General features: G+C 37.9%; 32 protein-coding genes. 13 read left to right on the top strand and 19 right to left on the bottom strand.

Going from position 1 to position 24,746, the window contains the following annotated elements; translation table 11 throughout:
* Positions 1-9 precede the first annotated feature (9 nt).
* From BMY21_RS05470 to BMY21_RS05425, 10 genes are read right to left on the bottom strand one after another with little or no spacing between them, the layout of a single operon-like run.
* A complete protein-coding gene (locus BMY21_RS05470; RefSeq protein WP_074641961.1) occupies positions 10-438 on the bottom strand; it encodes an EamA family transporter in 429 nt (142 codons plus the stop codon).
* A 32-nt stretch (positions 439-470) separates the two neighbouring features.
* Positions 471-824 carry a putative quinol monooxygenase gene (locus tag BMY21_RS05465; RefSeq protein WP_074641622.1) on the bottom strand — a complete coding sequence of 118 codons (354 nt, stop codon included), beginning with the start codon at positions 822-824 and terminating at the stop codon, positions 471-473.
* An 18-nt stretch (positions 825-842) separates the two neighbouring features.
* Positions 843-1,688, bottom strand: a complete 846-nt coding sequence (locus BMY21_RS05460; protein WP_074641621.1) for a DUF3737 family protein — start codon at positions 1,686-1,688, stop codon at positions 843-845.
* Between the two features lie 15 nt (positions 1,689-1,703).
* Positions 1,704-2,351 carry a DUF4405 domain-containing protein gene (locus BMY21_RS05455; protein ID WP_074641620.1) on the bottom strand — a complete coding sequence of 216 codons (648 nt, stop codon included), beginning with the start codon at positions 2,349-2,351 and terminating at the stop codon, positions 1,704-1,706.
* Positions 2,352-2,370: 19 nt separating this feature from the next.
* A complete protein-coding gene (locus BMY21_RS05450; RefSeq protein ID WP_074641618.1) occupies positions 2,371-2,898 on the bottom strand; it encodes a flavodoxin in 528 nt (175 codons plus the stop codon).
* A 26-nt stretch (positions 2,899-2,924) separates the two neighbouring features.
* A complete protein-coding gene (locus tag BMY21_RS05445; RefSeq protein ID WP_074641616.1) occupies positions 2,925-3,938 on the bottom strand; it encodes a DUF362 domain-containing protein in 1,014 nt (337 codons plus the stop codon).
* Between the two features lie 35 nt (positions 3,939-3,973).
* Complete coding sequence (locus tag BMY21_RS05440; protein WP_074641614.1) at positions 3,974-5,731, bottom strand: 1-deoxy-D-xylulose-5-phosphate synthase; 1,758 nt, start codon at positions 5,729-5,731, stop codon at positions 3,974-3,976.
* Between the two features lie 24 nt (positions 5,732-5,755).
* On the bottom strand, positions 5,756-6,640 hold the full coding sequence (locus tag BMY21_RS05435) for an aldo/keto reductase (protein WP_083379705.1): 885 nt from the start codon (positions 6,638-6,640) through the stop codon (positions 5,756-5,758).
* Between the two features lie 6 nt (positions 6,641-6,646).
* Positions 6,647-7,123: a cyclophilin-like fold protein gene (locus BMY21_RS05430; RefSeq protein WP_256210272.1), complete on the bottom strand. Its 477-nt coding sequence runs from the start codon at positions 7,121-7,123 to the stop codon at positions 6,647-6,649.
* A gap of 10 nt (positions 7,124-7,133) precedes the next feature.
* On the bottom strand, positions 7,134-8,105 hold the full coding sequence (locus BMY21_RS05425; protein WP_256210271.1) for an alpha/beta hydrolase: 972 nt from the start codon (positions 8,103-8,105) through the stop codon (positions 7,134-7,136).
* A gap of 118 nt (positions 8,106-8,223) precedes the next feature.
* Here BMY21_RS05425 and BMY21_RS05420 point away from each other — a divergent pair, with 118 nt between their 5' ends.
* On the top strand, positions 8,224-9,105 hold the full coding sequence (locus BMY21_RS05420; RefSeq protein ID WP_074641608.1) for a LysR family transcriptional regulator: 882 nt from the start codon (positions 8,224-8,226) through the stop codon (positions 9,103-9,105).
* A gap of 48 nt (positions 9,106-9,153) precedes the next feature.
* Here BMY21_RS05420 and BMY21_RS05415 read toward each other — a convergent pair whose 3' ends face one another.
* Positions 9,154-10,374, bottom strand: a complete 1,221-nt coding sequence (locus tag BMY21_RS05415) for a condensation domain-containing protein (RefSeq protein WP_083379701.1) — start codon at positions 10,372-10,374, stop codon at positions 9,154-9,156.
* Between the two features lie 270 nt (positions 10,375-10,644).
* On the opposite strand from BMY21_RS05415, the gene BMY21_RS05410 reads away from it, so the two are divergent.
* Positions 10,645-11,442 carry a phosphorylase family protein gene (locus BMY21_RS05410; protein WP_074641605.1) on the top strand — a complete coding sequence of 266 codons (798 nt, stop codon included), beginning with the start codon at positions 10,645-10,647 and terminating at the stop codon, positions 11,440-11,442.
* Between the two features lie 20 nt (positions 11,443-11,462).
* Here BMY21_RS05410 and BMY21_RS05405 read toward each other — a convergent pair whose 3' ends face one another.
* Together BMY21_RS05405 and BMY21_RS05400 are read right to left on the bottom strand one after the other, a co-directional pair.
* Entirely contained in the window at positions 11,463-11,849 is a 387-nt protein-coding gene (locus tag BMY21_RS05405; RefSeq protein WP_074641603.1) for a NifB/NifX family molybdenum-iron cluster-binding protein, read from the bottom strand.
* Between the two features lie 45 nt (positions 11,850-11,894).
* Positions 11,895-12,554, bottom strand: coding sequence for a Crp/Fnr family transcriptional regulator (locus BMY21_RS05400; protein WP_074641601.1), 660 nt, complete (start codon positions 12,552-12,554; stop codon positions 11,895-11,897).
* A gap of 85 nt (positions 12,555-12,639) precedes the next feature.
* On the opposite strand from BMY21_RS05400, the gene BMY21_RS05395 reads away from it, so the two are divergent.
* Entirely contained in the window at positions 12,640-13,368 is a 729-nt protein-coding gene (locus BMY21_RS05395) for an ATP-binding protein (protein WP_074641600.1), read from the top strand.
* An 87-nt stretch (positions 13,369-13,455) separates the two neighbouring features.
* Here BMY21_RS05395 and BMY21_RS05390 read toward each other — a convergent pair whose 3' ends face one another.
* Positions 13,456-14,001 (bottom strand): glutathione peroxidase, encoded by a 546-nt coding sequence (locus BMY21_RS05390; RefSeq protein WP_074641598.1) that lies wholly within the window; start codon positions 13,999-14,001, stop codon positions 13,456-13,458.
* A gap of 202 nt (positions 14,002-14,203) precedes the next feature.
* Here BMY21_RS05390 and BMY21_RS05385 point away from each other — a divergent pair, with 202 nt between their 5' ends.
* Both BMY21_RS05385 and BMY21_RS05380 read left to right on the top strand, forming a co-directional pair.
* A complete protein-coding gene (locus tag BMY21_RS05385; protein ID WP_074641596.1) occupies positions 14,204-14,707 on the top strand; it encodes a GNAT family N-acetyltransferase in 504 nt (167 codons plus the stop codon).
* A 35-nt stretch (positions 14,708-14,742) separates the two neighbouring features.
* Positions 14,743-15,009 carry a hypothetical protein gene (locus tag BMY21_RS05380; RefSeq protein ID WP_074641594.1) on the top strand — a complete coding sequence of 89 codons (267 nt, stop codon included), beginning with the start codon at positions 14,743-14,745 and terminating at the stop codon, positions 15,007-15,009.
* 46 nt (positions 15,010-15,055) lie between these two features.
* Here the strand turns inward: BMY21_RS05380 and BMY21_RS05375 are convergent, their stop codons facing one another.
* Entirely contained in the window at positions 15,056-15,430 is a 375-nt protein-coding gene (locus BMY21_RS05375; RefSeq protein ID WP_074641593.1) for a RidA family protein, read from the bottom strand.
* Between the two features lie 254 nt (positions 15,431-15,684).
* On the opposite strand from BMY21_RS05375, the gene BMY21_RS05370 reads away from it, so the two are divergent.
* From BMY21_RS05370 to BMY21_RS05340, 6 genes are all read left to right on the top strand, one after another.
* Positions 15,685-16,272 (top strand): GNAT family N-acetyltransferase, encoded by a 588-nt coding sequence (locus tag BMY21_RS05370; protein ID WP_074641591.1) that lies wholly within the window; start codon positions 15,685-15,687, stop codon positions 16,270-16,272.
* Positions 16,273-16,604: 332 nt separating this feature from the next.
* Positions 16,605-17,042: a TetR/AcrR family transcriptional regulator gene (locus tag BMY21_RS05360; protein ID WP_143064163.1), complete on the top strand. Its 438-nt coding sequence runs from the start codon at positions 16,605-16,607 to the stop codon at positions 17,040-17,042.
* Entirely contained in the window at positions 17,035-17,217 is a 183-nt protein-coding gene (locus BMY21_RS05355) for a transcriptional regulator (RefSeq protein ID WP_074641588.1), read from the top strand. The genes BMY21_RS05360 and BMY21_RS05355 overlap by 8 nt, the downstream gene beginning before the upstream one ends.
* Before the next feature lie 151 nt (positions 17,218-17,368).
* Positions 17,369-18,418: a Fic family protein gene (locus tag BMY21_RS05350; protein WP_074641586.1), complete on the top strand. Its 1,050-nt coding sequence runs from the start codon at positions 17,369-17,371 to the stop codon at positions 18,416-18,418.
* Between the two features lie 205 nt (positions 18,419-18,623).
* Positions 18,624-18,905: a hypothetical protein gene (locus BMY21_RS05345; RefSeq protein ID WP_074641584.1), complete on the top strand. Its 282-nt coding sequence runs from the start codon at positions 18,624-18,626 to the stop codon at positions 18,903-18,905.
* A 121-nt stretch (positions 18,906-19,026) separates the two neighbouring features.
* Entirely contained in the window at positions 19,027-19,812 is a 786-nt protein-coding gene (locus tag BMY21_RS05340; RefSeq protein ID WP_143064162.1) for a phosphotransferase, read from the top strand.
* On the opposite strand, the gene BMY21_RS05335 is transcribed toward BMY21_RS05340, so the two are convergent.
* From BMY21_RS05335 to BMY21_RS05325, 3 genes are read right to left on the bottom strand one after another with little or no spacing between them, the layout of a single operon-like run.
* Positions 19,776-20,111 (bottom strand): branched-chain amino acid transporter permease, encoded by a 336-nt coding sequence (locus tag BMY21_RS05335; RefSeq protein WP_074641580.1) that lies wholly within the window; start codon positions 20,109-20,111, stop codon positions 19,776-19,778. The genes BMY21_RS05340 and BMY21_RS05335 overlap by 37 nt on opposite strands.
* Positions 20,098-20,811: an AzlC family ABC transporter permease gene (locus tag BMY21_RS05330; protein WP_074641957.1), complete on the bottom strand. Its 714-nt coding sequence runs from the start codon at positions 20,809-20,811 to the stop codon at positions 20,098-20,100. Before BMY21_RS05330 ends, BMY21_RS05335 begins: the two co-directional genes overlap by 14 nt.
* A 19-nt stretch (positions 20,812-20,830) precedes the next feature.
* Positions 20,831-21,358 carry a nitroreductase family protein gene (locus BMY21_RS05325; RefSeq protein WP_074641578.1) on the bottom strand — a complete coding sequence of 176 codons (528 nt, stop codon included), beginning with the start codon at positions 21,356-21,358 and terminating at the stop codon, positions 20,831-20,833.
* Positions 21,359-21,711: 353 nt separating this feature from the next.
* Between BMY21_RS05325 and BMY21_RS05320 the strand changes: the two genes are divergently transcribed.
* Together BMY21_RS05320 and BMY21_RS05315 are read left to right on the top strand one after the other, a co-directional pair.
* Entirely contained in the window at positions 21,712-23,526 is a 1,815-nt protein-coding gene (locus BMY21_RS05320; protein WP_074641576.1) for an NADase-type glycan-binding domain-containing protein, read from the top strand.
* A gap of 41 nt (positions 23,527-23,567) precedes the next feature.
* Positions 23,568-24,428 (top strand): hypothetical protein, encoded by an 861-nt coding sequence (locus BMY21_RS05315; RefSeq protein WP_074641574.1) that lies wholly within the window; start codon positions 23,568-23,570, stop codon positions 24,426-24,428.
* A gap of 102 nt (positions 24,429-24,530) precedes the next feature.
* On the opposite strand, the gene BMY21_RS05310 is transcribed toward BMY21_RS05315, so the two are convergent.
* Entirely contained in the window at positions 24,531-24,737 is a 207-nt protein-coding gene (locus tag BMY21_RS05310) for a helix-turn-helix transcriptional regulator (protein WP_074641572.1), read from the bottom strand.
* Positions 24,738-24,746: the final 9 nt, after the last annotated feature.

The following is a 24,746-nucleotide window of genomic DNA, read 5'->3' as shown; positions in this document are numbered from 1 at the left end:
TGCGTACTCCTATTTCTTATTAATAAAATACAATCCCACAAGGCAGATTGCAACACCCAGAACTTTGCTCCAGCTGATTACTTCATGATAACTGATAAGGCCTACAACAATCAGCACAATGGCAAGAATTGCGTTTGTTGTAACGGAAAGGGTATTTACTTTCCAGCCTGCTTTGTAAGCAAAAATAAAGCCCACTTCAAGTCCTGTAATTACAATTCCAAGAACGATTGTAGCCCAGTTGGTGTGGGAAAATTCTTTTAGGATGTTTCCGCCCTTTGTGGTAACAAAAAAAGCAGCAGCCGAAAAAAGTGTTGCCACAGCATATGTGATTGTCATGCTTGCATAAGTGTTCATCTGCTGGGGAATGCCCTTAGCACAGATTTGATAAAGTGTATTAGAAAAAACAATGATTAAAAGCGGCCAGATGTAATTAAACATATGATGATTATAGCGTAAACAGTTTTTTAACATCAACTTCTTATAAAAGCTTTATCCTGCTCAGGAATTTTATCATCAGAAACAAAACGCTCAATTGTCATATGAAGGTCATATTTTTCGCGAAGCTCGGCAATTGTTTTCATCATTGGTGTTGCGTGGTGCAAATCAATTGCTTCCTGATTTTCCCAGGAGTCGATTAAGAGGATGGTTTCGCTGCTGTCATTGCTGCCGGCTTTTTCTTCCTCAAAAGGTAGATAATATTCATAGCGAAGATTTCCCTTCTCTGCGCGAATTTTTTCGACGGTGCCGCTGGAAATCATTTCGCGTGCAAAGGCCTGAGCCGCTCCCTTTTTTCCTGTGTAACGAAGATTTACTGTAATTGCCATTTTATTTCTCCTGATATTTTATTCTTTGCAGATAATTTGCGTTTTTGATTTATCGCAGATTTCTTCTTCCAGAATTATCTGGCCGATTGAGTCTGCTGTGATTTTTCCTGCAAGAGGATTTTTTATGCTGTCGATTTTTCCGCTTACTTCTACATCAATGGTGCTGCGTTCGAAAGCAAGATCGCAATCTTCCATTGTACAGTTTTTGAGCACGAGATTTTTGCAGTAGCAGAAAGGCTGAGTTCCAATAATGCGGCAGTTTATAAGAGTGAGATTTTCTGAATACCAGCCCAGGTATTCGCTTTTTACAATGCTGTTTTTAACGGTGACATTTTTTGTGTGCCAGAAGGCATCTTTTGTATTCAGCTCTGAATCTGTAATTTCGATGTTTACATCATACTGAAAAGAATATTTTCCCTTCATTTTTAAACCAGTAATTTTTGCATCACGGATTTCAAAAAAGGGATATTCAGATTCTTCGATTGTGACATTTTCAATTGTCAGCTTTTGACTTTTCCAGGCAAACTCTGGAGAATTAATGCTGCAGTTTTTCAGGCTGATATTTTCGCATTCACGAATTGCCTTAATTCCGCCGAGTCTGCTGTTTTCAATCAAAATATCTTTATCATACCAGAGGGCAGCCCGGCAGTTTTCTGTAAAGTTTGTATCGGTGATTTTTGCTTTTTCTACATGCCAGAAGGGATATCGAAGATTCATAAAACAGCCGGCCACGTCGATGTTACGGCATTCCTTAAAAGCGGATTCACCGTCAGCAGGACCATCAAAGCGGCAGTTTTTTACAGTAAGGTCCTTAAGGCCGTACAAAGCTCTCTCTTCATCAAAAGTCTGATTTTCGATAATCACAAAAATACCTCTGAATTACAGTTTACTTTTTTTCAAACTCTTTGCCAAAAGGTGCGAGAGTGTTGCAAACAAAATGATAATGGAAATATAATCAATAGCAAAAAGGATGTAGCCGCGTTCCAGGTCGAAGAAGAAAAACTGCTGCTGGAGGATAAGATATTTCCATACTCCGCGGGCGATGAATGCATAAATGCCGTAAGCGCAGACCAGGGCAAGAATAATACGCGGAATGATTTTTGCCGTAACATTTTGAAAGAGGCGTCCAACATGCAGTCCGATATGCAGCGACATAAACAGATAATACCAGTGGCTGGCAAGCAGATGCGCAATGCGGGCAAAGCCAAGACCTCCCTGAATGTTCAAGAATGTGAAGATGTGATTTGAAAGGATGATTCCGCTTATCATAAGGAAGATTGTACAAATCAAAATGCAGCAATTGATGATGGTCTGCATTACGCGGTAGGGGTTATATTTCCCTTTGAAGATAGCTCCGTACCAGCGACGGTTCAAAATAATATGGACAGCCCACAGGACAAAAAGCCCCACGCCTAAGATTTCGTGCACGATGTCTGCCGGAAACAAATAGTTTCCGCCCATGAGTATGATGGAAAGAATTGTCATTGTAATGTCGATAGTCATTCTTAAGCGCTGGGGTTTTGTCATTATTTTACTCCTATTTTTCCTATTTCAACAAACCTTCAATATATTTCTTAACGTCTGCAGCAGAGCCTCGGGTAAAATCTTTTCCGCCTTTGAAGTCTACGCCCTTTGCAAACTTAGACAAATCTGTGCCGCTGCGACCAAGGCCGCTGCCGCCACTGGTACAAAGAGTAATCATTTTTTTGCCCGACCAGTTCTGGCTTTCTACAAAGGTGTAAACAATTTTTGGAGCATAAGCCCACCAGATAGGGTAACAAACCACAACTGTGTCGTAGCCTGAGATATCGAGTTTATTTGCAATTGCAGGACGGCTTTTTGGGTCGTTGCATTCAATCGAAGAAAGTGATTTTTTGTCATGCCAGTCTAAGTCAGCGTCGGTATATTTATGCACCGGCTGGATTTCAAAAATATCAGCTCCCATTTCTTTAGCGGCATTTTTTGCCATGCGTTCTGTTGTTCCTGTCGCACTGAAGTAAACGAATGCTGTCTTTGCAAATGCTCCTGTCATAATAAAGCCTCCAATTAAAAGTGTAAGAATAAGTTTTTTCATTTTGTTTCTCCTGAATATATTTTTAGTTATTTGATTTCTACCAGACGGTAATTTCTGGAACCAAAACCGATTTTTTCCGCATGATCCAGCGTGTGGATTCCGTTACGGCTTTCAATGCGTTCAATAAGGCTTCCTGAATCTTTTGCCTTGTAGACTAAATCCACGCAGGCTTGGTCCAGTGCTACCGGGTCCAGGCTTGCAAGAATTCCAATGTCGTGCATGTCTGGCTCTGCAGGATTTGAATCGCAGTCGCAGTCTACAGAAAGTCGGTTCATCACATTTACGCAGACAATGCCTTTTCCATCTTGCATGTAATCGCAGACTGATTTTGCTGCCTCTGCCATTGATTCAAGGAATTCATCCTGAGGACAGCTGGTCCATCTTGTAACACTACGGCCTGCAGAGTGAATGTTGAGCTTTCCAGATTTCTTGCAGCTCATTCCTGAAGCAAATCCAATTGAAAGATTTTTGATTGCCCCACCAAAGCCACCCATTGCATGACCTTTGAAGTGAGAAAGAATCAGATAGGTGTCGTAATCCTTAAAATGAGTTCCGACATAATTTTCCTTGAGACATACACCACCTTTTACAGGGATTGTCATGTAGCCCTCTGCGTCCTGCAGGTCAAAGCCGTTTGCAACATCCAGAAAACCGTGGTCACGGGCTATTTTCATGTGATCAATGTTGTTGCTTCTGTTTCCGCCATAAGCAGTGTTGCATTCTACAATGGTCGCATTCAATTCATCCTTTACAAGATTTTTGATGAGGGTAGGACGGAGGTAATTTGAATTTTCGCTTTCGCCAGTGCTCACCTTTACACCTGTTTTGCCGCTGGTCTTGTAGCCGGTTGCCTGATAAACTTTTACCAGAGATTCCGGGCTGATGTCGCGGATAAAATAAACTAAAGGAGCGGACTTGTCGCCTGCCGCTGCTTCGTGTGTTTTGTAGCTTGCTGCCTTTGGGTTTGGCTTTGCAAAAAGACCGCTGATTGCCGATACAAGCAAAAGTGTAGCAAAAAATACAAATCTTCTTGTTTTCATAAATTCCTCCTGAATATTTAGGGCACAACCGCCATTTACTTCAATAAAGCTTTTATATCTTCCACAATCTGCTCGGTCGTCATTCCACATTCCTGCAAAAGTTCTGAGGGATTGTAGCGGTCATAAAATTGTTTTTTCAGGCCGTAATTTTTTACCAGCATTTTGTCTGGTCCATAGAAGGAAGCAATTTTCTGGCCGAACCCACCTTCAAGGATTCCGTCCTCAAGAGTGATTACAAGCTGATGGTCTTTTTCGAGGCTTGAAAGCAATTCTTTGTCTAGGCCTGAGGCAAAACGAGGATTTATCAAGGTAGGGGTAAATCCACAGCCTTCCTTGATTGCAGAGGCAAGTTCTTCTCCTTTCTGGAAAAAATCACCCAGGGCGATGACTGCAACTTTCTCTCCCTGCTCTTCAATTTTGAAGCGGTTCAGGGCACTGTAGTTTTTGTCTGAAGGGCGGTGGCTCACGGCATTGCCGGGAATCAGAATGAGGACAGGATTTTCTTTCTGGTCAATGCTCCAGTCCAGCATGGAAATGTATTCTTCTGCGCTTGAAGGGCAGAGCACCACAAGGTTTGGAATATTTGTAAAGGCGGCAAGACCGAATATGCCAAGATGGGTTACATCTGTAAGTCCGTCAAATGATGAATAATTCATAAGCATGGTGACAGGAGTTTTGTTGATGCACACGTCCTGGGAAATCTGATCATAGGCACGCTGTAAGAAAGTCATGTTGGTCACAACAAGAGGTTTTGCACCCCGGCGGGCAATTCCCGACGCGATGGCAACAGCCGCTTCTTCGGCAATGCCTGTGTCGATGTACTGACTTCCAAGCTTAGCCCGCTCTTCAGGACCAAGTCCCACAGACATCGGCATAGCAGGAGTTACCACTACAAAATCCTTGTCTTTTTTAGCCTTTTCAACTATATATTGGCTGGTCACGCCAAAGTATGATTCACCGCTTCCAAAATTAACGGTCGGTTTTCCGGTTGCCCGGTCAAATGGAACGCACCAGTGCCATCCTTCTTTGTCTTTTTCTGCCAGTTCGTATCCTTTACCTTTTTGTGTGTGAATGTGAACAACAACAGGGCGATTTGAATCCCGGACTTTTTCAAAAACCGCAATCAATGAAGCAATGTCATTTCCGTTTTCTTCGTAGATATAGTCCAAGCCCCATGCCTTGAACATATTGTTTTCAGATTTGCCGTTAGAGTCGCGGAGGGCCTTTAGATTCTTATAAAGCCCGCCGTGGGTTTCAGCTATTGCCTGTTCATTGTCGTTTACTACCACAATGAAATTTGAATTAAGCTCGCTTCCTGCAACGCTCAAAGCTTCCAGTGCCTCTCCGCCAGAAAGAGATCCGTCTCCAATGATGGCAATGATATTTTCCTTTTTGCCGAGTATGTCTCTTCCTTTTGCAAGACCTAAAGCCAGTGCAATTGAAGTAGAAGTGTGCCCGATGTTAAAAAAATCGTGTTCACTTTCATCTGGATTTGTATAGCCAGAATCTTCTGAAAAGCGGCTGTCGTCAAAGTAGCCGGCCTTTCGACCTGTGAGCATTTTATGGGCATAAGCCTGGTGGGAAACGTCAAATACAAATTTATCATTTGGGGAATCAAAAACATAATGAAGAGCAATTGTTGCTTCTACAAAACCAAAGTTCGGTCCAAAGTGTCCGCCTATTTTTGTAAGGCGGTTGAAAAGACCTTCGCGGATTTCATTTGCTACTACTGGAAGTTCTGAAACAGAAATCTTTTTCAAATCTGCCGGTGAATTTATCTTGTCTAAAATCATAATAGTCTCCTTGTGTTAAATCTATTACCAGTTTTCATAACGTCGCCCTGTATCGAGCGCGTTTAGTTTTTTCATTTCATTCTCAGTAAGTTCAAAATCCCAAACATCAAAGTTTTCTGCAATGTGTGCTGGGTTTGAACTTCCGGGAATTGTGATGTAGCCCGACTGCAGGTGCCAACGGACGATGATTTGTGCAGCCGTCTTGCCGTGGGCACGAGCGATTTCCAGCACGGTTTCATTTTGCAGGTGCTCTTTTGTGTGGCCGCGACCGCCGAATGGATAATAGCTTTCTATAAAGATTCCCTTTTTGGCTGCCCAGTCACGTAAAGAATTATTCTGATATTTCAAGTGGTTTTCGTTTTGAATGACTGCCGGTGGGATTTCAAAGTCCTTTATGAAATGCGAAACAGTTTTTTCGGTGTAAAAATTTGAGATTCCGATGGAACGGATTTTTCCGTCTTTAACTGCACGAATCATAGCCTTGTAAACTGCATCATCACCCGAAGTCGATCCATGCTGATGAAGCAGACAAAGATCAATATAAGAAAGACCAAGCTGTTTAAGCGAATCGTCAATATCACGATCCGGATTGTTTGACCAGGGAACGAGTTTTGTAGTTACAAAGATTTCTTCCCGCTTACAGATTTCATCTTTTATAGCACGACGAATTGCGTTTCCAACTTCACTCTCGTTGCCATAATATTTTGCAGTATCAATTAATCTGTAGCCAGATTTGAGCGCGGCATAAACGGCATTTTCACAAGTCTCGCCTGTGAGCGTCCATGTGCCCAAACCGAGAGTAGGCATTTCATATCCAGAGTTTAGTTTTACAGTTTGGTTTTCTTTTGCTGCTATTAAGTCTGTCATAAGCAATACCGCAAAAATCAGTAATAGTTTTTTCAAAAGCATTTCCTTCTATTCCATTACAGAAAAGACAGCCGTCACATTGCCTTTGCCAAGAATCTTTTTGAGCTCGGCCTGTGTTACCCCGTCTACTTTTCCAAGGCGGGTAAAGTTCCAGCTGTTAGAGTCATAGTAAATTGTAATCTGATTTCCCTGATACAAAATGATGTCGCCGGCTTGTGTGGTAATCTGGGTGTCGTTGCGTGGAAGCTTTGTTCCAAGCGGGCCAACTTTTTCAAAGTTTCCGTAGTCGGTCATTTTGATTGTGACAGGGCCTTTTTCCAGCAACTCGTAAAACGCCATGGCAGAAGAATTGTCGGCCAGTGTGGCGGCGAGCGTGTGGCTGCCACTATCACTTGTAATTTGAATTGAGATTTTCATATCAGAAAGTACTCCTATGTCAGATGATTTTATTCCCCTGCTGCCATTAGCGCAGGCCGTAGAAGCAAGAAGAAAAATTGACATTAAAACTATAAATATTTTTTTCATCAGCAACCCTCTACTTCAAATACTTTGCAAAAAAATCCGCAAGCTTATCAAAAGGAATTGCATTGTTTTTTCCGCCGTCGTACAAATCGGTGTGACTTGCACCGGGAATAATTACCAGTTCCTTGTTGCAGCCGGTAAGACGCTTGAATGCATCTTCAGAAAAATATCGCGAATGAGCTTTTTCACCGTGCATTACAAGAACTGCGCTCTGGATTTCATCTGCATAAGCAAGAAGCTTTGTGTTCAATAGTGATGTACAGGCACTGATAGCCCAGCCGCCGTTTGAGTTCAGACTGCGTTCGTGGTAACCGCGTGGAGTTTTGTAATAATCATAATAATCTTTTACGAAATAAGGTGCATCGTCAGGAAGAGGATCAACAACTCCACCGGCAAGTGCATAAGTTCCGCCAGCCAAAAGAGCTTTAAAGTCTGCTGTTCGTTGTGCCATAAGAGCTTTGCGCTCTTCGTGTCTTGCCTGTGCGGAATTGGCGCTGTCAAAATATCCGTTGGCTGTAACCCTGCTCATATCATACATAGTTGAAGTAACGGTCGCTTTGATTCTTGTGTCAATTGCAGCTGCATTCAAAGCCATGCCACCCCAACCGCAGATTCCCAGAATCCCGATTTTCTCGCTGTCAATGTTTTCGCGTGTTGAAAGGAAATCTACTGCTGCCATAAAATCTTCCGTGTTGATGTCCGGGCTGTTCATGTAGCGGGGCTGTCCTCCAGATTCACCACAATATGAAGGGTCAAAAGCAAGAACTATAAATCCACGGTGTGCCAGCTGATTTGCATAAAATCCAGATGACTGTTCCTTTACTGCACCAAAGGGGCCTGAAATTGCTATAGCTGGGTTGCCTTTTTCGGCAGCGTTTTTTGGAATATAAAGGTCACCTGCCAGTTCAATTCCAAAATGATTTTTAAAAGTTACTTTATTGCGTGAAACCTCTGGTAAAAGTTCAAATGTGTAATGTTCGTTCATTGCGTCCTCCATGCTTAAAAGATAACGCATGTTTTTTGATATTACCAATACTTTGTTTTAATAACTAGAAATGCTTTTTATGAATGACTGATTTCTCCTATTGTATTATACTAATCTTATGGAACTTCGTGTTTTAAAATATTTTCTTGAAGCTGCCCGCTGTGCCAACATAACAAAGGCCGCCGAAAATCTGAATGTTACTCAGCCAACCATGAGCCGCCAGATTAAAGACCTGGAATGGGAGCTTGGCGAAAAGCTTTTTGAACGAACCAACTATGCAATAAAGCTTACTCCAGCCGGAGAACTTTTACGCGACCGTGCAGAAGACATTCTTTCGATGGCAGATAAGACCTTGCTTGATTTTAAGGCGCTTAAAGAAGATGAGATTACCGGAAACATCGCAATTGCCTGCGCAGAGTCCAAAAATATTTCTTTTCTGGCAAAGTGTATAAATCATCTTAAAACTGTACATCCAAAAATAAAATATCATCTTTATGCAGGAGACAGCGAACGAGTTCTTGAAAAGCTTGATAAAGGGCTTTTTGATTTTGCCGTAATCGTAGAAAATGTAGATCTTGAAAAATTCAACTGTCTTACTGTCCATGCAGTTGACCGATGGGGGGTTGTAATGAGACGCGATGCAGAACTTGCTGACCGTGATTTTATTGAGCCTAAAGATTTAATTGATAAGCCGATTATGATATCCCGTCAGTCACTTGCGGCCGACCTTCCAAAATGGATGGGCGATGATATTTCGCGGGTCAATGTTGTCGCTACTCTTGATTTGACTTACAACGGCTCTGTTCTTGCCCGCGAAAGAACCGGCTATCTATTAACATTTGAAGGACTTGTAGATACGAGCGCAGAAAGTCCTCTCTGTTTTAAACCGCTAATGCCGGAGCTTACAACAGCAATGTATGTAGTCTGGCGACGAGGTCAGCAGTTTACCAAGGCTGCAGATGTCTTTTTGGAAGAGATGAAGCGGGTTATTGAAGGGTAAGGTTGGATTATTTCTTCTGTGGAATGCCTTCTTCAAAATACTCTTTACTTATCGCTCACTTGTGCATATTCTCATTTTGCCGTTCATTGTAAGTACGCCCCAGGTTTTCTTTATTGCGGGTGAAGCAGGCGGAATGAAGTATGCATCTTCTATTACAGCGCATTCTGTTTTTCCGAGATTTGTGATGCTGTATCCTTCCGGGCTGTCCAGGTGGAAGAATTTCTTGCCTATGAACTCAGCAGCTTTACTTTCAAACTTGCCTTTGCTTGCCATCATTGCCGCATCCAGCAGACCTGGCTCAAGAGCGGCATAGCATTGCAATACAAGATAAAGAGATGACGGCTTGGCAGCTGTTATTCGAACCTTGTCATGCACCTGCTTTGCTACTGCAAAAAGATCATCATCGAATTTATTAATCTCAACAGAAAAAGCTGTGGAATAATTTCCCATTGCCCCGGGATTATAACATTTTAAGGATTTTCTGAGATCCGCTGCTATAACAATTCTTCTGGTTTTATCTTCGGTAAACAGTTTTGCCAGAAGATAATCGTTTACCGTTATGCCTTCCGCTTTGCATTTTTCTGCGATACTGTTAGTTTCATAAATTTGAAAAACAGAAAGGTTATGTTTTACCTTATCATTTTTGAGAAAATCATCTGCAAAGTGGTGGTAATCTTCGATGGTCAGTCTTTTATTTTCTTTCTTCCACTGTTTGTTTGCTCTGTTTACGAGCAATCTGCTGATAAATGAAAGACGTGAGTTTTCAGGGAATTCCGCAGCAGATGATATAAGCTTTTCTTCCGCAAATACAGGCTGTTTTTCAAGTGCATAATAATCCGCGAATTCTTTTGAAAGTTCCAGGGCGGCACGTCCATCTGCAAGAAGATGATGGAAAACCATAAGTACGATAGTTTTTCTGCCCGATGGCCAGACAGAAATCTTTAGCATTCCTTCTTTGAAAAGATCAAAATCCCTTGAAGTGATTCTCTCAAATTCAGCAATAATCTCAGGTGAATCTACATTCAAAACATTACCGGAACAGAGCGAAAACTCTACCTGCGAGTCTTCCTTTACATCATAAAAGAATCTGTTTCTCTGTTCTTCGTGTGAAATAAGTGCCCTGAGAAAAGGATGAGCCGCAGAAAGCCTTTTCACGGTATCGGCTATCTTGTTTTCATTAAGTTCTTTGTTTATGCAAATTACTATTCCAAAGCACATGTTCGGACACATTAAATGTGCTCTTTCTGTAAAAATTTCTGCGACTTTCATATCTGTTATTCTACAATAGCCACTACTTAGATTTCAATGAGTGTATTTTCTAAAAAACATGATATAATAAAAAAAGGAAAAAAAATGATATTTGATAACGTTTATTTTATAACCACACTGGAAGTTGTTTCAAAAAAGTTTGGGTTAGGAAATTAGGAGATTACAATGAAAACCAAATACCCAATCGACAAAGAGTTAGTTTAAAAATTAAAGAAACGCTTTATGGAGAAATAATTTATAATCTGCTATAAAAAAATTCAGGATAAAAGAATGAAACAAGAATTAAAAAAAGCAATTGAAAACATGAAGAAATATAACTCAGGGGTAATGTACAAAGAAGTGTTTGGTTTTCCTTCTGACATTTTCTATGACGCTCTTGTAGTTGCTCCAGGTTGGAAACCAACAAAAATTATTAAGGATCCAAGTTTCAAGGTTACGGAATTAGCTCAGCATGCATACTTTTCTGGTTTTTTAGTTGAAAAAGATGGTTATAAAATAGCCTGGGCTCAGACTGCCAGTGGGGGATGTAATTTACTGGATAATCTGATTATTTGTTCTGAAATGAAGTTCAAAAAGTGTATTTTCATTGGAGCTGTTGGAGGCTTATCTGAAAACTTTGAAATAGGTGATTTTTGTACGCCAGTGGAGTGTATTTCAGGAGTTTATGCTTCTCATTATTTTGATAACAAACTTAGTGATTTTCATCCGTTTGAAAAAATCTATCCAGATAAAAATTATGTAGATAAGATTTGTCAGCTTTCAAAAGAAAATGGTTGTTTATTAAAGACTGCAAAAGTTTTTTCTACAGATTCAATTGCTTTAGAGTATTCACATCTGGATGAAATCAAAGCTACTGGAGCAGAACTGATTGAAATGGAAACCAGTACATTTTATAAAGTCACAGAATTAATGGAAGTGCCTTCCATTGCTTTACTTGTTGTTTCTGATAATTCTACAACTGGAGTTCCCCTCCTCGGTAGAGAAGGGTACTATCAGGAACGTTATCATCAAACCAGATGCCAGATCATTCCTGATATGATTTATAAAATCTGCACAATCAATTTGTAAGATTTGCCGCGAATTTCATTTTAGCCTCTGGCCAAAATTCCGTGGTGATGATTTTCGTGGTGTTCTCCGTGATGATCGCACTTAGCATCAAAGTTAGGCTTGAGTTCTCCCTTTGCAAAAAGCTCAACTGCTTCGTCTGCACTACCTGTAATTCCTGGAAGCTCTTTTAAACCGGCTGCGGTAATTGCATCTACAGCACCCTGTCCACGATTTCCAAGAATCAGAGTTTCTACTCCAAGGCTCTTAAGGTATGGTGGAAGAGCGTGATGTCCGTTTCCGCCGTTATCAATTACTTCTGATGAAACAATCTTTCCATCTTCAATCTGATAAATCTTAAAATACTGAGTTTTTCCAAAATGCTGGAATATATTTCCAGTTTCTTTTTCGTAAGTTACTGCTACTTTCATATTGTACATCTTTATTATTTGTTTACTAGTTTACCCGTCATATGCTCAATTTTCAACTCCAGACAGCAGCTTAAAATGATTTTTCCAGTAATCAATCAGGCCATCGGCTTTCATTTTGCTGAGTTCGGCGGAAAGGGCAGAGCGGTCAACTTCAAGATAGTCGGCTAGCTGCTGACGATCAAAGGGAATGTCAAACTCAGCGGCGGGTGCTTTGGCTGGAACCTGAGAAGAAAGATATGATAAAAGTCTGCCGCGAATTGTTTTTGAACTTGTATGGAAAATCCGCTGGGAGAGGTGAAGGTTTTTCTTCATTGAGATTCCAAGGATATTTTTTGTAATGATTTGAGAGAATGAATTTTTGCCAAGGCCCAGATTGTCAATCTGAAGCAGAAGGATTTTTGAATCCTGAGTCGCAACAACATCAACCATCAGAGGAACTTTTGTAAGTACATAAGTTTCTGCAAAAACTTTTCCTTTTCCAAGACTATCCAAAATAGTTTTGTTTCCCCAGAAATCATTGCTCTCAATCTGAACTCGTCCTTCAAGAACAATTCCAATCTGGTTGGTTACAGTGCCCGAATGAAAAACTGATTCACCCTTAATAAAGTCGTGCTCGCTTGCAGATAGAAATTCCAGAACGGCAGGAAGTTTTGTTTCCTTAATTCCAGAGAAAAGCGGATTTTTCAGAAGAACCTGATTTTCCATATTATTTATAATAATCGCATTTTGTTGTTTTAACAACATTCTTTATTTAGTATCTTTGTTATGATTTCCATAGTGAGGTTTTGAAATGATTAGAAAGATTGTAAAGATTGATGAAGAAAAATGTACTGGGTGTGGATTATGTGCTTCTGCATGTCATGAAAATGCGATTGTTATGGAGAATGGAAAAGCTCATCTCTTGCGAGATGATTTTTGTGATGGATTTGGGGATTGTCTTCCAGCATGTCCTGCAGATGCAATCACAATTGAAGAGCGCGAAAGCGCGGCTTATAGTCCTGAAGCTGTAGAAATGAGAAAACAGATTTTAGCAGCTCAGAATGAAGGCGGAGCCGGTCATATGGCACATGCTCATGCAGGAGGATGTCCTGGCAGCGCAATGCATACTTTTAATCGGAATGAATCTTCTGAAAGTTATGATAATCACACAGTTCCAAGTGAACTTATGCAGTGGCCAGTTCAGATAAAACTTTTGCCGACACAAGCACCTTTCTTTGAAAACGCAAATCTCTTAATTGCGGCAGACTGTACAGCTTATGCCTATGCGGCCTTCCATCGTGACTTTATCAAAAATCATATTACTCTGATTGGCTGTCCAAAACTTGATGAAGGTGATTACACAGAAAAGCTCACTCAAATAATCAGTAACAACAGCATCAAAAGCATTACAATCGTTCGTATGGAAGTACATTGTTGTGGAGGTCTTGAGCGTGCTGCAACCGAAGCCTTAAAAGCCAGCGGAAAATTCCTTCCATGGCGAGTTGTTGTGATTTCGCGAAACGGTGAGATTCTAGCCTAACCTGAATCTCACTCTACAATAGCCAAGGGTTCGATTTCAACAAGTGCTTTTTCTGGCTGTGGTGTTCACTTCCACCATTAAGAATTACTAAAGAATCTGCTTGATATCATCTTCCAGTTTTTCCATACTGGCAGTTGGCTCGTAGCGCTCAACAACAGTGCCGGTTTTATCAATAAGGAATTTTGTAAAGTTCCATTTGATATCAGCATTCTTTTCATAATCTGGATCCTTGAGCTTAAGCTGGAAAGCTATGGCTTTGGCAAGAGTATTATTCATATCAAAGCCTTTAAAACCTTTCTGTGATTTCAGATATTTAAAAAGCGGCTCTTCATTTTCACCGTTTACTTCAATTTTGTGGAACATAGGAAACTTTATACCAAAACGGGATGTACAGAATTGATGAATCTCATTGTCACTTCCCGGAGCCTGATGTCCAAACTGATCACAAGGGAAGTCTAAAATTACAAATCCTTTATCCTGGTAGCGGCTATATAAGTCCTGAAGGTTTGCATACTGCGGAGTGAATCCACATGTTGTAGCAGTGTTAATAATAAGAACAGTTTTTCCCTTGTATTCAGAAAGGCTAACTTTCTTTCCATCTTTGTCTTGTACGATAAAATCATAAATTGTCATAAAATACCCCTTATATAATAGATTGTATACAATTAAAAAGTAATCAATTAAAATGTAAGAGTCTAGTTTTTTAAATAATTCTTTGCATTATAGAAATAAGAGATTTCTGTAAATGATGATATATCAGTTTTAAGAAGAATTTGGTATAAATAAAAAACGACGCAATCAGAATGATGTAAAGTATTATCTCTCAGAGGTATCAATGAAATTTTATAAAGAAACAATAACTAAAGAAAATATAAAAGATTATAAGTGCTTGATAGATTCAATAAGATATATATGTAGTTTCAATGGATATGATTCAGATTTTGAGTACGATGCTGATATAAAAAATCCGTCAATACCAGAAAATGGGGTATTAGAAAACAATCATTTTATTGGCTTCAGACTGACTGAAAGCAAAGAACCTTGTGTATACGTTCAATATTACGAAAAATTTATGTCTGCTGATACTATTTTTCTTGGAGATTTTTTTGAAGATAAAAAATTTCATGGAAAAGGATATGGTAAGGAAATCTATACTCTTCTTGAGACCGAATGGAAAAATTCAGGGTTTAATAGAATAGTACTGAATGTTGATTTGAAAAATTCTGCAGCAATTTTATTCTGGATAAAAATGGGTTTTAAAAATATAGATTTTTCTTTTCAAAGTAATGAGAATGAAACAGAAAAATTTTATATGCTTCGTTTAAGCAAAAATATATAGCATTCTAAATAATTGAAGTACAGAAAGTATAGTTTATGGATAATATAATTTTTGATAAATGGATTGAAATAAAAAACGGAGTAAAAGTCCTCATAAAAAGAAAATCAAACTCAGGTGACAATGCGATTCTAATTCTGGAAATCAATGAAAATGGCAATCTAAGACAGAAAGCCCTGCTTGTAAAAGATCGAAAAGTATTTGATGATTCAGGAAAGATGATAGACTTTGGCGATGCCTATCCAATTACAACAGAGTACGGCAAAATCATGATTACTAAAAAGTTTATAAGTGTGTGGATATAATAATCATTCTTCCCATCCCTTACAGACATCGCACCAGCCGGTTGCATCACTCTACAACAGCTACAGCTTCAATTTCAACAAGCGCGCCTTTTGGAAGAGCTGCAACTTCAAAACAACTGCGTGCAGGCTTTGAAACAAAGTACTTTTCATAAACTGCATTGAAGGCAGCGAAGTCTGAAATGTGGGCGAGGAAGCAGGTAGTCTTTACAACTTTAGAAAAGTCTGTTCCTGCGGCTTTAAGAATTTCGCCGAGGTTCTTTATAGCCTGTTCAGCCTGAGCCTCGATAGAAGATCCTTCGATTGTTCCAGTTTCAGGATTGAGCGGAATCTGTCCCGAAGTATAAAGAAATCCGTTTGCAAGAATTGCCTGTGAATAAGGTCCGATTGCTGCCGGTGCAGTTTTTGTTTCGATTGTTTTCATATAGTCCTCTTTTTTTTATTTGCCTATTGTATAGGTAGGGTTATAATAGCAGTCAGGAACGGTATAGTCAATGAAAAGTATTTGGGCGCTCACCGTCCTCGGCTTCGCCTGCGGTCGGCCAGGGGCTCCCATCGCTAACGCTTTGATAACGAAATATATTAATAAAAAGTTTATTCTAGATATGAATAATTAATAGAGGGAAATAAGGGAAATTAGAGGAAAATTTCCCTTAATTTATTGATAAGGAGAAAACAATGAAGCCCGTATACGAAGAAGTTCCAGTATTTGAAAACAGCGATTATCTCTTGCGCTTTGTAACACCCGAAGATGCAAATGATTTGCTGAAAGTTTACAGCGATAAAAACGCGCTGCCATTTTTTAACAGCGACAATTGCCATGGTGACAACTTTTATTATTCCACAATTGAACGAATGAATGAAGCAATTCAATTTTGGCTGTATTCGTACAAAGAAAAATATTTTGTACGCTGGGCCATCGTTGAAAAAAAGAGCAATACCGCTATCGGCACAATAGAATTGTTTCATCGTACAGCCGAAGATTATTTCAATCACACAGGAGTTCTCAGACTTGATTTGAAATCTGAATTCGAAACTGCAGAGGTTATTCAAAGTATTGCAGGTTTAATTGTTCCTCCTGCTTACGAGCTATTTGATACAGATAAAATAATAACAAAAATCCCTTTGTATGCCGTTGAGCGCCAGGCTGCTTTCGAAAAAATCGGATTCAAAAAAACTACTGAACTTTTAATTGGTATAGATAACTTTGCTTATAAAGATTATTGGGGTATTAGATTATCATTCAATAAATGGTTGTATTCTTAGTGACCAAATAAAGAATCTCGATTGGAAACAAAGAAACTGCGATTTTATAGAAAAGGCAACTGATGAAGAAATTGATTTCGTAGTCGACAATATAAAACTATTAATCGAATAGAAGAAACAAGATCACAAGTTTTCTTTTGGGAATAAAAAGTTTGAAATTTGAATCTAGAAGTAATACAATTTATAAAATCGGAACCTTAATTTCAAATAATAATTTAAGAATATCACAAAATGATGCTGTAAGATCTAAAAGAAATTCAATAGGAATTAAATCTTGAGCGCGATGTAAAAGATTTTATTCTGATGAATATTGAGTGGATGAAAAATCAGATATGAAAAGACAAACGCCAAAAGAAATTTTAACAGCTTCTTTTCAGGAGCTTGCTGCGAAAAAGACTATTGATAAGATTACAATACAAGAGATTGTAGACAACTGCGGATATTCACCGGCAACCTTTTACCGCCATTTTAAAGATAAATATGATCTTATTGCATGGGAACACACCAGAGCTGTTGCAGACATCATGAATCAGATTGGGGCAGATGGTTATCCGTGGAAGCAAACGCTTTATGATGGAGCACGTTTGTATAAAGAAAATAAAGAATATCTTGTGAATCTCCTGCTGCACACTTCGGGTTACGATTCATTTATACGATATATGAATGAAATAAATTGCGCTGCTCTGGAAAAGTACATTCTTTCTGTCAATGGAAATCGGAAGCTAACCCACGAGGAAATGATGTATGTAAAAATATATTGCCATGACTGAAAAGGAAACAATATTAGATGCCATTAAAAAGGCCGGAGAACCATTGAATGCAGGAAAGGTTGCTGAGTTGACCGGACTAGACCGCAAGGTTGTTGATAAGGCTTTTGCAGAAATGAAGAAAGATGGCTCAATTATGTCACCTGTAAGGTGTAAGTGGGAGCCGGCTAAAAAATAACGGCATAAATACCTGTAAGACCGGTATACTTCATTTGAGGCATGCCGGTCTTTTTTATCGAGACTATTGAGTAAATTCAGCTTTCTCCTACCTTTTGTTGACATCTCCTATTTATAGCACTAAAATAGGAGATAAAGAGGTCTTGTAGGAGATGCGAAGTTTTAATTATTCAAAGCTTTCAAATTGCACAGTTGATACCGAAGTGCTTGGGTATATTGCAAAAATTCATGAATACAAAGGCCGACAGGAATTATTTGTGCGACAGAAAAAAGACAAGCTGGAAAAACTTGTTGAAATTGCCAAAATCCAGAGCACCGAAAGCTCAAATAAAATAGAAGGTATTGTTTCTACAAACACTCGAATCAAGCAACTGGTTCAGGACAAGACTACTCCACGCAACCGCGATGAAAAAGAAATTATGGGTTACAGGGATGTTCTAAATATTGTTCATGAAAACTATGAATATATTCCTGTTACTCCAAATTACATTCTGCAGCTCCATAAATATTTGTATCAGTATTCTAATCCTGATTTTGGAGGAAAGTTAAAAAACACGCAGAATTATATTGTTGCCAATTTTGCGGACGGAACTTCTCGTACTCTTTTTACACCGCTTTCTCCTGTTGAAACACCGGGTGCAGTTCAGGAGCTTTGCGATACATTTAATAAAGCGATGGGGCTTGGTGAAATAGAACCTCTCCTGTTAATCATAAATTTCATCAAGGATTTTTTGTGTATTCATCCTTTTAATGATGGTAACGGTCGTATGTCCAGACTTCTTACAACGCTTCTGCTTTATCGTTCCGGCTTTGTTGTCTGTAAATACATAAGTCTTGAGAAGAAGATCGAAAAAACAAAAGACACTTATTATGATGTTCTGGAACAAAGTTCAGAAAAATGGAACGAAGGTAAAAATGACAACACTTCTTTTGTAAAATATCTTTTAGGAATTATTCTTTCTGCTTATCGCGATTTTGAAGAACGCCTTAATCTTATTGATGATAAGCTTTCTGCTCTTGAAATGGTTGAAAAGGTAACGAGCTCTCGTCTTGGAAAATTTACAAAAAGTGACATACAGGAAGAGTGCCCATCTTTAGCTCGTCAGACCATAGAAAAAGCCCTTAAGCAACTTTGCGATTCCGGCAAAATAAAAAAGCAGGGAAGTGGTAGCGGTACTTTTTATGTGAGGGTTTTAGTATGACGCCTGTACTTCCACACTTTATGGCGACGAGTATGCAGAGTATAAGAAAAGGGTAAAACGATGCATTTCTTATAGCTCAAACCATAGGTATCTGCGGAATCATAATTATATGATAATCTTCAAATCAGTAAAATGAAAGAATAGATCTATACGAATATTTCCAATTTCGATTATAAAATATGTTATAATAGATTAGGAGTTAAAAATGAATATTTGTTTTTGGTTAGGTTTTTCTGCAATTGTTGTTCTTTTTATTCTGGAAATGATTAATGTTGTTCCAGTTTTAAAAAAAGATGCATCTGAAGAAGAAAAGGTAAAACGATATCCTAAGACTCTTATATTAAACTCATTGATGATCCTCTTTGCCGGTATTATGATGGTGTCTGGTATTAAGGAAAAAACTGGTTTTGTAATGGGAATAGCATTTATCGTTATCGGGCTATTCAGTTTGCCTTTTTCTATATTAAACATAATAAGAAGGAAATAATATTTTGGACATCAAAAAGTATTTATCAGGAAATAAAGTTTCAGAAATCAGGGTGGGCCAAAGCGGCGCAAATGTATATGAAATCAATGGCGAACAAATCTTAAAACATGTTCAGAGGGATATGTTAAAGAACGATATGTTCGACACATATCAAAAAGAGGCCTTGTTCTATCAGAGCAAAATGAATACTTCGTCTGAATATCTCCCGGAAATATTAAGTGTGGAATTATCTGATGATGAGATAATCATTCTTATGAAAAAATATGTTTCGCTTGAACGTTCCAATTCTGATGGTGAGCTTCAAAAAATCATTAATACCTTAGCGAAGATTCATAATGATAAAATCCCTGAGTTTCTGAAGAAGAACAGAAAAGAGCCTTTAGATAAAGAACGTGTTGATTACTGTCTCAACGGTTGGAGAAGTGTTCTGAATGAGCATCCAAAAGTTTTTGATGAAGAGTCATTGAATCCTATCGCTGAAAAGATAAATGAAATAATCTGCTGGCATAATAATGAAGACAGAGTTTTGATTCACGGAGATTTTCATTGGGATAATTTATTAAAAACTGATGATGGAAGAATCTGCGTCTGCGACTGGCAGAACGTTGCTATAGGCGGAGCTTCCGAAGACTTGAGTTTCTTTATGAGCAGACTCGGAGCTGATGGCATTCAGATTGATTTGGATAAAATTCTTAATATGTATACCAATGCCGTAAAAGAGATTTCTGGAAAAGTCATAAATCCTGAGCTTATAAAAAAACATATTGCGGCGTCAAATGTTATAACAACGTTCGAGTTCTGGCATGAGTTCCTGCATGGAAATCCAGAGGATAGGGTAAAAGGGATTTTTGACAAATTGATAAAAGACTTTCAGACAGTGAATACCAGCTGCACCAGCAGCATGTAAAGCACAGTTCCAATGACCACGCTGAAAATTGCATTGCGTTTCCAAAGGTATGAAGCGATTACGACGGTCATGGCAATCAGTTCTGGAATTGCATGCGGTGCCTGGACTACAGAGACATCTTTAAAACAATAGACAATTAAAAGTCCCATTGCAGTATAAGGAACAACTTTTCCGAGATACATAATGTATTTCGGGATTTTTTCATTCCGTCCAAAAATCAGAACAGGAAGAATTCTTGTAGCAAGCGTAACGACACCCATGACAAGAATTATAATTAAGGAATGCTTAAAGTCGCTCATCGTTCAGTTCTCCTTCTGGTTCGATTTTTTTACGTAAGAGTGTCAGCACAATAATTATGACCACCATTGAAGGAATCAGAAATAAATCTCTTCCAAACAGAAGGCGGCAGATCAGAGTAGCGGCAACACCAAGTATTGATGGAATGTGACATTTTGAAGAAAGCCATTGTTCGATGAATACAGTTGTGAACAGAGCCGTCATCGCAAAATCAATTCCGGTTGAATCAAACTCCAGCAGCGAGCCGAGCAGGCCGCCAAGTACAGAACCGATAATCCATGATGACTGATTTAAGGCGGTTACCAGCACACGGTACAAGCTGACGTTCACGCCCTCGGGCATTTTATCTTTGCTCAGCATGGCATAGGTTTCATCGCACAGAGCGTAATAAAGATACCATTTTCTGTGGCCCTCGTTTTTGTATCTGCCAATCATGGAAATGCTGAAAAAGATATGGCGTGCACTGATCATCAGTGCAGTAACTGCAGCCATAAAAAAAGAAGAATCAGCAAGCATCGCAACGCTTACAAACTGAGCTGTTCCGCTGTAAATAACAAAACCAGAGAGCAAAGACCACAGAGGTCCAAAGCCGTGCTTCTGCATAAGAATTCCATATCCAATTCCTATAACAACAAAGGTTACCATAATCGGAATGGAAGTTCGAAAAGATTCTATTACGGTTTTTCTATCGAATTTTTTCATTTGTCTGAACATAATGGATTTATTCTGCCCAGACAACGCGGCCTTCTTTGCGAGCAGGAGGTGGTGGAAGTTCGCAATCCATGTAGCCTACAGCGCAGTGGCCGATACCTTCCCATTCACCTTCGATGCCGAGTTCTTTCAGGATTTCTTTTCCTTCATCACTTTCAAACTCCTGCTTTGCACGGTGGATCCAGATGCTTCCGAGTCCAAGAGAGTGAGCTGCAAGCATAAGATTTCCCATTACAAGCGAGCCGTCATAAACACGGTTACCATTCTCGAGTTCTCCAAGAACAATGATCATTACCGGAGCTCCATAAAAAGGATCAAAACCTTTGTCCCATCCGCCAACTTTGCGGTTCATTTCCATGATTTTATCACGAAGCTTTTTGTCTGTTACAACGATGACTTTTGTAGCCTGTTTTCCCATTCCGCTTGCGGCATAAAGTCCAGCTTCAACGATCTGCTCAAGATCTGCTTTTGATGGAAGCTCTACCTTAAACTTGCGGATACTTCTGCGTTCTTTCATTGCTTTGATAATTTCGTTCATAAATGACTCCTTAAATTAGATTGAATATATTTTAGCATAGCTTAGTATCAAGAAAACCAGAATGAAGAAAGAGGAACATCATAATTATCAGATTTATCATTAACTAATTCAAAGTGACGTTCCTGTGAGATTGCAGACATTGAAAAGAAATCAGCCATATTTTTATAATAATCTTCTCACTTTTAAAAAGAAAGAATAAATCTATACAAATCTTTTATATTTCAATCTAGGAGAAAGCAATAATATGAAATTATATAGATCTTTCCGATGTTTTACATCGTGTAAAAAACTATGGTAAAATATTTTAGAAGAAAATATGTAAATGTCTGTACTAAGGCGCAAAGGAAAGAAAAATGAAAAATAAATTATTTATTATTTTATTTATCTGTATATTTGCTTTTGGATGCACAAAAAAAACTGAATCATCTAATATTCTTACAGAAGAAATAAAAGTTGAATCTAGTGATCAAGCTTCACAACAGTTTATAACCATTCCATCAAGAACAAGAAAATTAAAATATATTGATGATGATGGGGTTGTTTCACAGATAGTTTTTAATGGCCCAAAGACAGATGATGATACATCAGCAGTTTATGAATTTCAACAAAATGGAATTCCATTGATGAGAGGAAATCTTCGAATGACAAAAGATGAAATTCATCTGGAATATCCGGAGTACATTGCAGATGAATCTGATCCTGAATATATTTCAAAATGGCAGAAGATTCTGTTTCCTAATAAAGACAATTCTTTCTTAATATGGGAGCCAGAAGGTTTTGATTTAGAGGAACAAAAATCAGGAACATATGTAATAAATGGATTTTCTTTTATAGATGATAGCAGATCAAAGGCTCTAAATAATTTTAAAATAAATAATTACGATGTTACTTGTTCTCATATAAATATAACAGTTTCAGAAGAAACGTATTTTTTTGAAGCCCCGGATTCTTCAAGCAATAAAATATTTATAACAAAGAACCCAATCGCTGATTTTAGTTATTCAAATGATAGAAGAAATTTTAATCAGAAACTCAAAATTATAAATAAGAAGTTTTCTATTCCTGTTGCTGAAGGTGTGCGTCTTCAGACAAGGGCAACATATGTCGCAACGGATAAACAAGAGGAAGTCTGGTATTATGTAAGAATCGACAATCTTACTGATTCAAAATACGGGTGGATAAATAGAAAAGCAACAAGCAGGTTTGATAAAGAAGATGTATCAAAAAAACGCTTTGCATCATTTATAGATAAACTTGAAGAAGCAGGTGTAGTACAAATTGTTCAAGCTGATACAGATAATTTACCTGCTGTATTAGATTGTTTTGATATTGAACCGGATGCAGAATCTTATTTCTTTTATGATGATAATAATATATGGTTTGTAACTGGATATCTTGGTTTATATACAGTACTTCCAAGATCTTGTCTGGCAATAGATAAGGACGGTTACTTGAAATGTAAATACAATCAGTATTCTATGTTGTTCATAACAGGTGGAATTAATCAGGTCTTCAGGGATTTTAAAAACGATGGAGAAAACACTTATGATGATTCAGATAGAACTGAAGGTTTTCATAATGGAAATATTAAATCAATTTCAGCTTCATCTTCTTTTGAGGAAACAATAAAAGGACGCATTATAAAATATACTCCTGACAATTTAGGTAAAGCCTTTGAAGTAGGTTGTAGATGTCATCCATACTGGTGGAACTATAATCATATTCCATGGGTAGAAGGAGTTGATGGAAACGGTATTGGAGAATTCATTACAGTTGAATTTACAGAACCTGTAATTGAACTTGAACTGATTAATGGATACTCAGATATTAATAACATGAAGCTTTATAAAGAGAATGCCCGTGTAAAAACTTTTAAATTAGAAGATTTGGACAATGATATTACAAAATCGATTTCCTTTGATGATTATGTATATTTCAATAAAGTAATTCTTGAAAAACCAACAACAAAAATTCGACTTACAATTCAAGAAGTATATCCTGGAACAAAATACCAGGATACATGTTTTAGTTCAATTCTGGCAACTTCATACAAACGATACAATACTGACAAAAAGCAAAATGCAGAAACTTTAAAAAAGTTATATAAAAGATCGATGGAAGTAAGTCCTGAAGAATTTTTTAGAATCCAGACAAAACTTGGTTTCTAAGATTTTTTGTACAAGATTCTGCAGCGTATCTGGAGTAAAAAATGAAAAAATACATTGGTTATACAACAAAAGAGCAGATAATTTACTTGCTTTGCTTGATTATTATGCCAGCTTTGTCTGTATTTGGATTTGTCGAAAAACTATATCCGGTTGCGTTTTCAATTCTTTTTCTTTGTGCAATTCCTTACATAATAATAGAAAAAAGATATATCTGGTATAAATATAAAATAGATAATGATTCTCTGATTATAAAAAAATTATTTAGAACGCAAACATATTTATTTGATGAACTGGAGAAAGTGTTAGTATCAGAGAATGCAAGTAAGCCTGTATTTTCATTTAAATTTCCAAAAGAAACAATAAAAGTATTTCATGATAAAAATATAGCTCAACTCCTGGAATACTTTTTTAATAACAGCATTGAAAATATTTACAATAAGAAATTCCTGGAATTTGAAAACTCTAAACGATTTATTCATATTACAGAAAGACATAAAAACACTAAAAGAGATGTATTGTTTATATTTTTGGGTTCATCATTATGCTTTTTAAACCTTTATGTAGAAAGATCTAAAGGCTATTTTATTTATTTATTTCTGGGTATTACAGGTTTGTTAGCTACAATATCATTATTTGCTTTTATTTTGTCATTCAGAAGAATAAAGCATTCGGATCTTGAATATGAATACATAGATAAAGATGGTTTTCACTTTCTGAATCTTTATGTACCATTTTCTGAAATTACAGAAATTAAAAAATTGAGAAAAAGAACAGGGCTATCAAAGTTAAGACTTAAAACAAAAGATAATAAAGAGTATGAAATATCAATTATAGGCTTTGATGGTGATATTTTGTATGAAATGTATTTAGATAAAAAAATAACACGCAATATAACTGTGTAATTGTACAGATAATTTTAGGGGGCGTTACGGGGGCTGGCCCCCGTTAGAAGGGGTGGCGTAAGACCGCTTGCGGGCTGGAGACAGGGGAAGGCTTTCCCCTTCTTAAAAATAAAAAATCTCTTCAAACTTCTTATCGAGCGCAACGCATAAAATCAGGGCGAGCTTTGCTGTAGGGCAGAACTGGCCGGTTTCTATGGAACTGATTGTGTTGCGCGAAACGCCTACCATTTCTGCAAGTGCATTCTGAGAAAGATTTTTTTCACTTCGGATTTCTTTAAGATGATTTTTTAAAACAAGTGTGTCATTCATTCTAAATCT

The organism is Treponema bryantii (genome assembly GCF_900111035.1).
Lineage (GTDB): Bacteria > Spirochaetota > Spirochaetia > Treponematales > Treponemataceae > Treponema_D > Treponema_D bryantii_C.
The sequence above is the reverse complement of the archived record's forward strand: the minus strand, read 5'-3'. Positions and strand labels throughout refer to the sequence as shown.

Excerpts from the sequence above, each read along its gene's own strand:
- BMY21_RS05425 (WP_256210271.1), bottom strand. The coding sequence starts at position 8,105 with ATGAACGAACATTACACATTTGAACTTTTACCAGAGGTTTCACGCAAT.
- BMY21_RS05390 (WP_074641598.1), bottom strand. The coding sequence starts at position 14,001 with ATGACAATTTATGATTTTATCGTACAAGACAAAGATGGAAAGAAAGTT.
- BMY21_RS05350 (WP_074641586.1), top strand. The coding sequence starts at position 17,369 with ATGCGAAGTTTTAATTATTCAAAGCTTTCAAATTGCACAGTTGATACC.
- BMY21_RS05340 (WP_143064162.1), top strand. The coding sequence starts at position 19,027 with ATGTTAAAGAACGATATGTTCGACACATATCAAAAAGAGGCCTTGTTC.
- BMY21_RS05330 (WP_074641957.1), bottom strand. The coding sequence starts at position 20,811 with ATGAAAAAATTCGATAGAAAAACCGTAATAGAATCTTTTCGAACTTCC.
- BMY21_RS05430 (WP_256210272.1), bottom strand. The coding sequence starts at position 7,123 with ATGAAAAAAATATTTATAGTTTTAATGTCAATTTTTCTTCTTGCTTCT.
- BMY21_RS05450 (WP_074641618.1), bottom strand. The coding sequence starts at position 2,898 with ATGAAAAAACTTATTCTTACACTTTTAATTGGAGGCTTTATTATGACA.
- BMY21_RS05470 (WP_074641961.1), bottom strand. The coding sequence starts at position 438 with ATGTTTAATTACATCTGGCCGCTTTTAATCATTGTTTTTTCTAATACA.
- BMY21_RS05345 (WP_074641584.1), top strand. The coding sequence starts at position 18,624 with ATGAATATTTGTTTTTGGTTAGGTTTTTCTGCAATTGTTGTTCTTTTT.
- BMY21_RS05375 (WP_074641593.1), bottom strand. The coding sequence starts at position 15,430 with ATGAAAACAATCGAAACAAAAACTGCACCGGCAGCAATCGGACCTTAT.
- BMY21_RS05410 (WP_074641605.1), top strand. The coding sequence starts at position 10,645 with ATGAAACAAGAATTAAAAAAAGCAATTGAAAACATGAAGAAATATAAC.
- BMY21_RS05370 (WP_074641591.1), top strand. The coding sequence starts at position 15,685 with ATGAAGCCCGTATACGAAGAAGTTCCAGTATTTGAAAACAGCGATTAT.
- BMY21_RS05445 (WP_074641616.1), bottom strand. The coding sequence starts at position 3,938 with ATGAAAACAAGAAGATTTGTATTTTTTGCTACACTTTTGCTTGTATCG.
- BMY21_RS05325 (WP_074641578.1), bottom strand. The coding sequence starts at position 21,358 with ATGAACGAAATTATCAAAGCAATGAAAGAACGCAGAAGTATCCGCAAG.
- BMY21_RS05455 (WP_074641620.1), bottom strand. The coding sequence starts at position 2,351 with ATGACAAAACCCCAGCGCTTAAGAATGACTATCGACATTACAATGACA.
- BMY21_RS05415 (WP_083379701.1), bottom strand. The coding sequence starts at position 10,374 with ATGAAAGTCGCAGAAATTTTTACAGAAAGAGCACATTTAATGTGTCCG.
- BMY21_RS05315 (WP_074641574.1), top strand. The coding sequence starts at position 23,568 with ATGAAAAAATACATTGGTTATACAACAAAAGAGCAGATAATTTACTTG.
- BMY21_RS05360 (WP_143064163.1), top strand. The coding sequence starts at position 16,605 with ATGAAAAGACAAACGCCAAAAGAAATTTTAACAGCTTCTTTTCAGGAG.
- BMY21_RS05440 (WP_074641614.1), bottom strand. The coding sequence starts at position 5,731 with ATGATTTTAGACAAGATAAATTCACCGGCAGATTTGAAAAAGATTTCT.
- BMY21_RS05400 (WP_074641601.1), bottom strand. The coding sequence starts at position 12,554 with ATGGAAAATCAGGTTCTTCTGAAAAATCCGCTTTTCTCTGGAATTAAG.
- BMY21_RS05385 (WP_074641596.1), top strand. The coding sequence starts at position 14,204 with ATGAAATTTTATAAAGAAACAATAACTAAAGAAAATATAAAAGATTAT.
- BMY21_RS05465 (WP_074641622.1), bottom strand. The coding sequence starts at position 824 with ATGGCAATTACAGTAAATCTTCGTTACACAGGAAAAAAGGGAGCGGCT.
- BMY21_RS05395 (WP_074641600.1), top strand. The coding sequence starts at position 12,640 with ATGATTAGAAAGATTGTAAAGATTGATGAAGAAAAATGTACTGGGTGT.
- BMY21_RS05320 (WP_074641576.1), top strand. The coding sequence starts at position 21,712 with ATGAAAAATAAATTATTTATTATTTTATTTATCTGTATATTTGCTTTT.
- BMY21_RS05420 (WP_074641608.1), top strand. The coding sequence starts at position 8,224 with ATGGAACTTCGTGTTTTAAAATATTTTCTTGAAGCTGCCCGCTGTGCC.
- BMY21_RS05405 (WP_074641603.1), bottom strand. The coding sequence starts at position 11,849 with ATGAAAGTAGCAGTAACTTACGAAAAAGAAACTGGAAATATATTCCAG.
- BMY21_RS05335 (WP_074641580.1), bottom strand. The coding sequence starts at position 20,111 with ATGAGCGACTTTAAGCATTCCTTAATTATAATTCTTGTCATGGGTGTC.
- BMY21_RS05380 (WP_074641594.1), top strand. The coding sequence starts at position 14,743 with ATGGATAATATAATTTTTGATAAATGGATTGAAATAAAAAACGGAGTA.
- BMY21_RS05355 (WP_074641588.1), top strand. The coding sequence starts at position 17,035 with ATGACTGAAAAGGAAACAATATTAGATGCCATTAAAAAGGCCGGAGAA.
- BMY21_RS05435 (WP_083379705.1), bottom strand. The coding sequence starts at position 6,640 with ATGCTTTTGAAAAAACTATTACTGATTTTTGCGGTATTGCTTATGACA.
- BMY21_RS05310 (WP_074641572.1), bottom strand. The coding sequence starts at position 24,737 with ATGAATGACACACTTGTTTTAAAAAATCATCTTAAAGAAATCCGAAGT.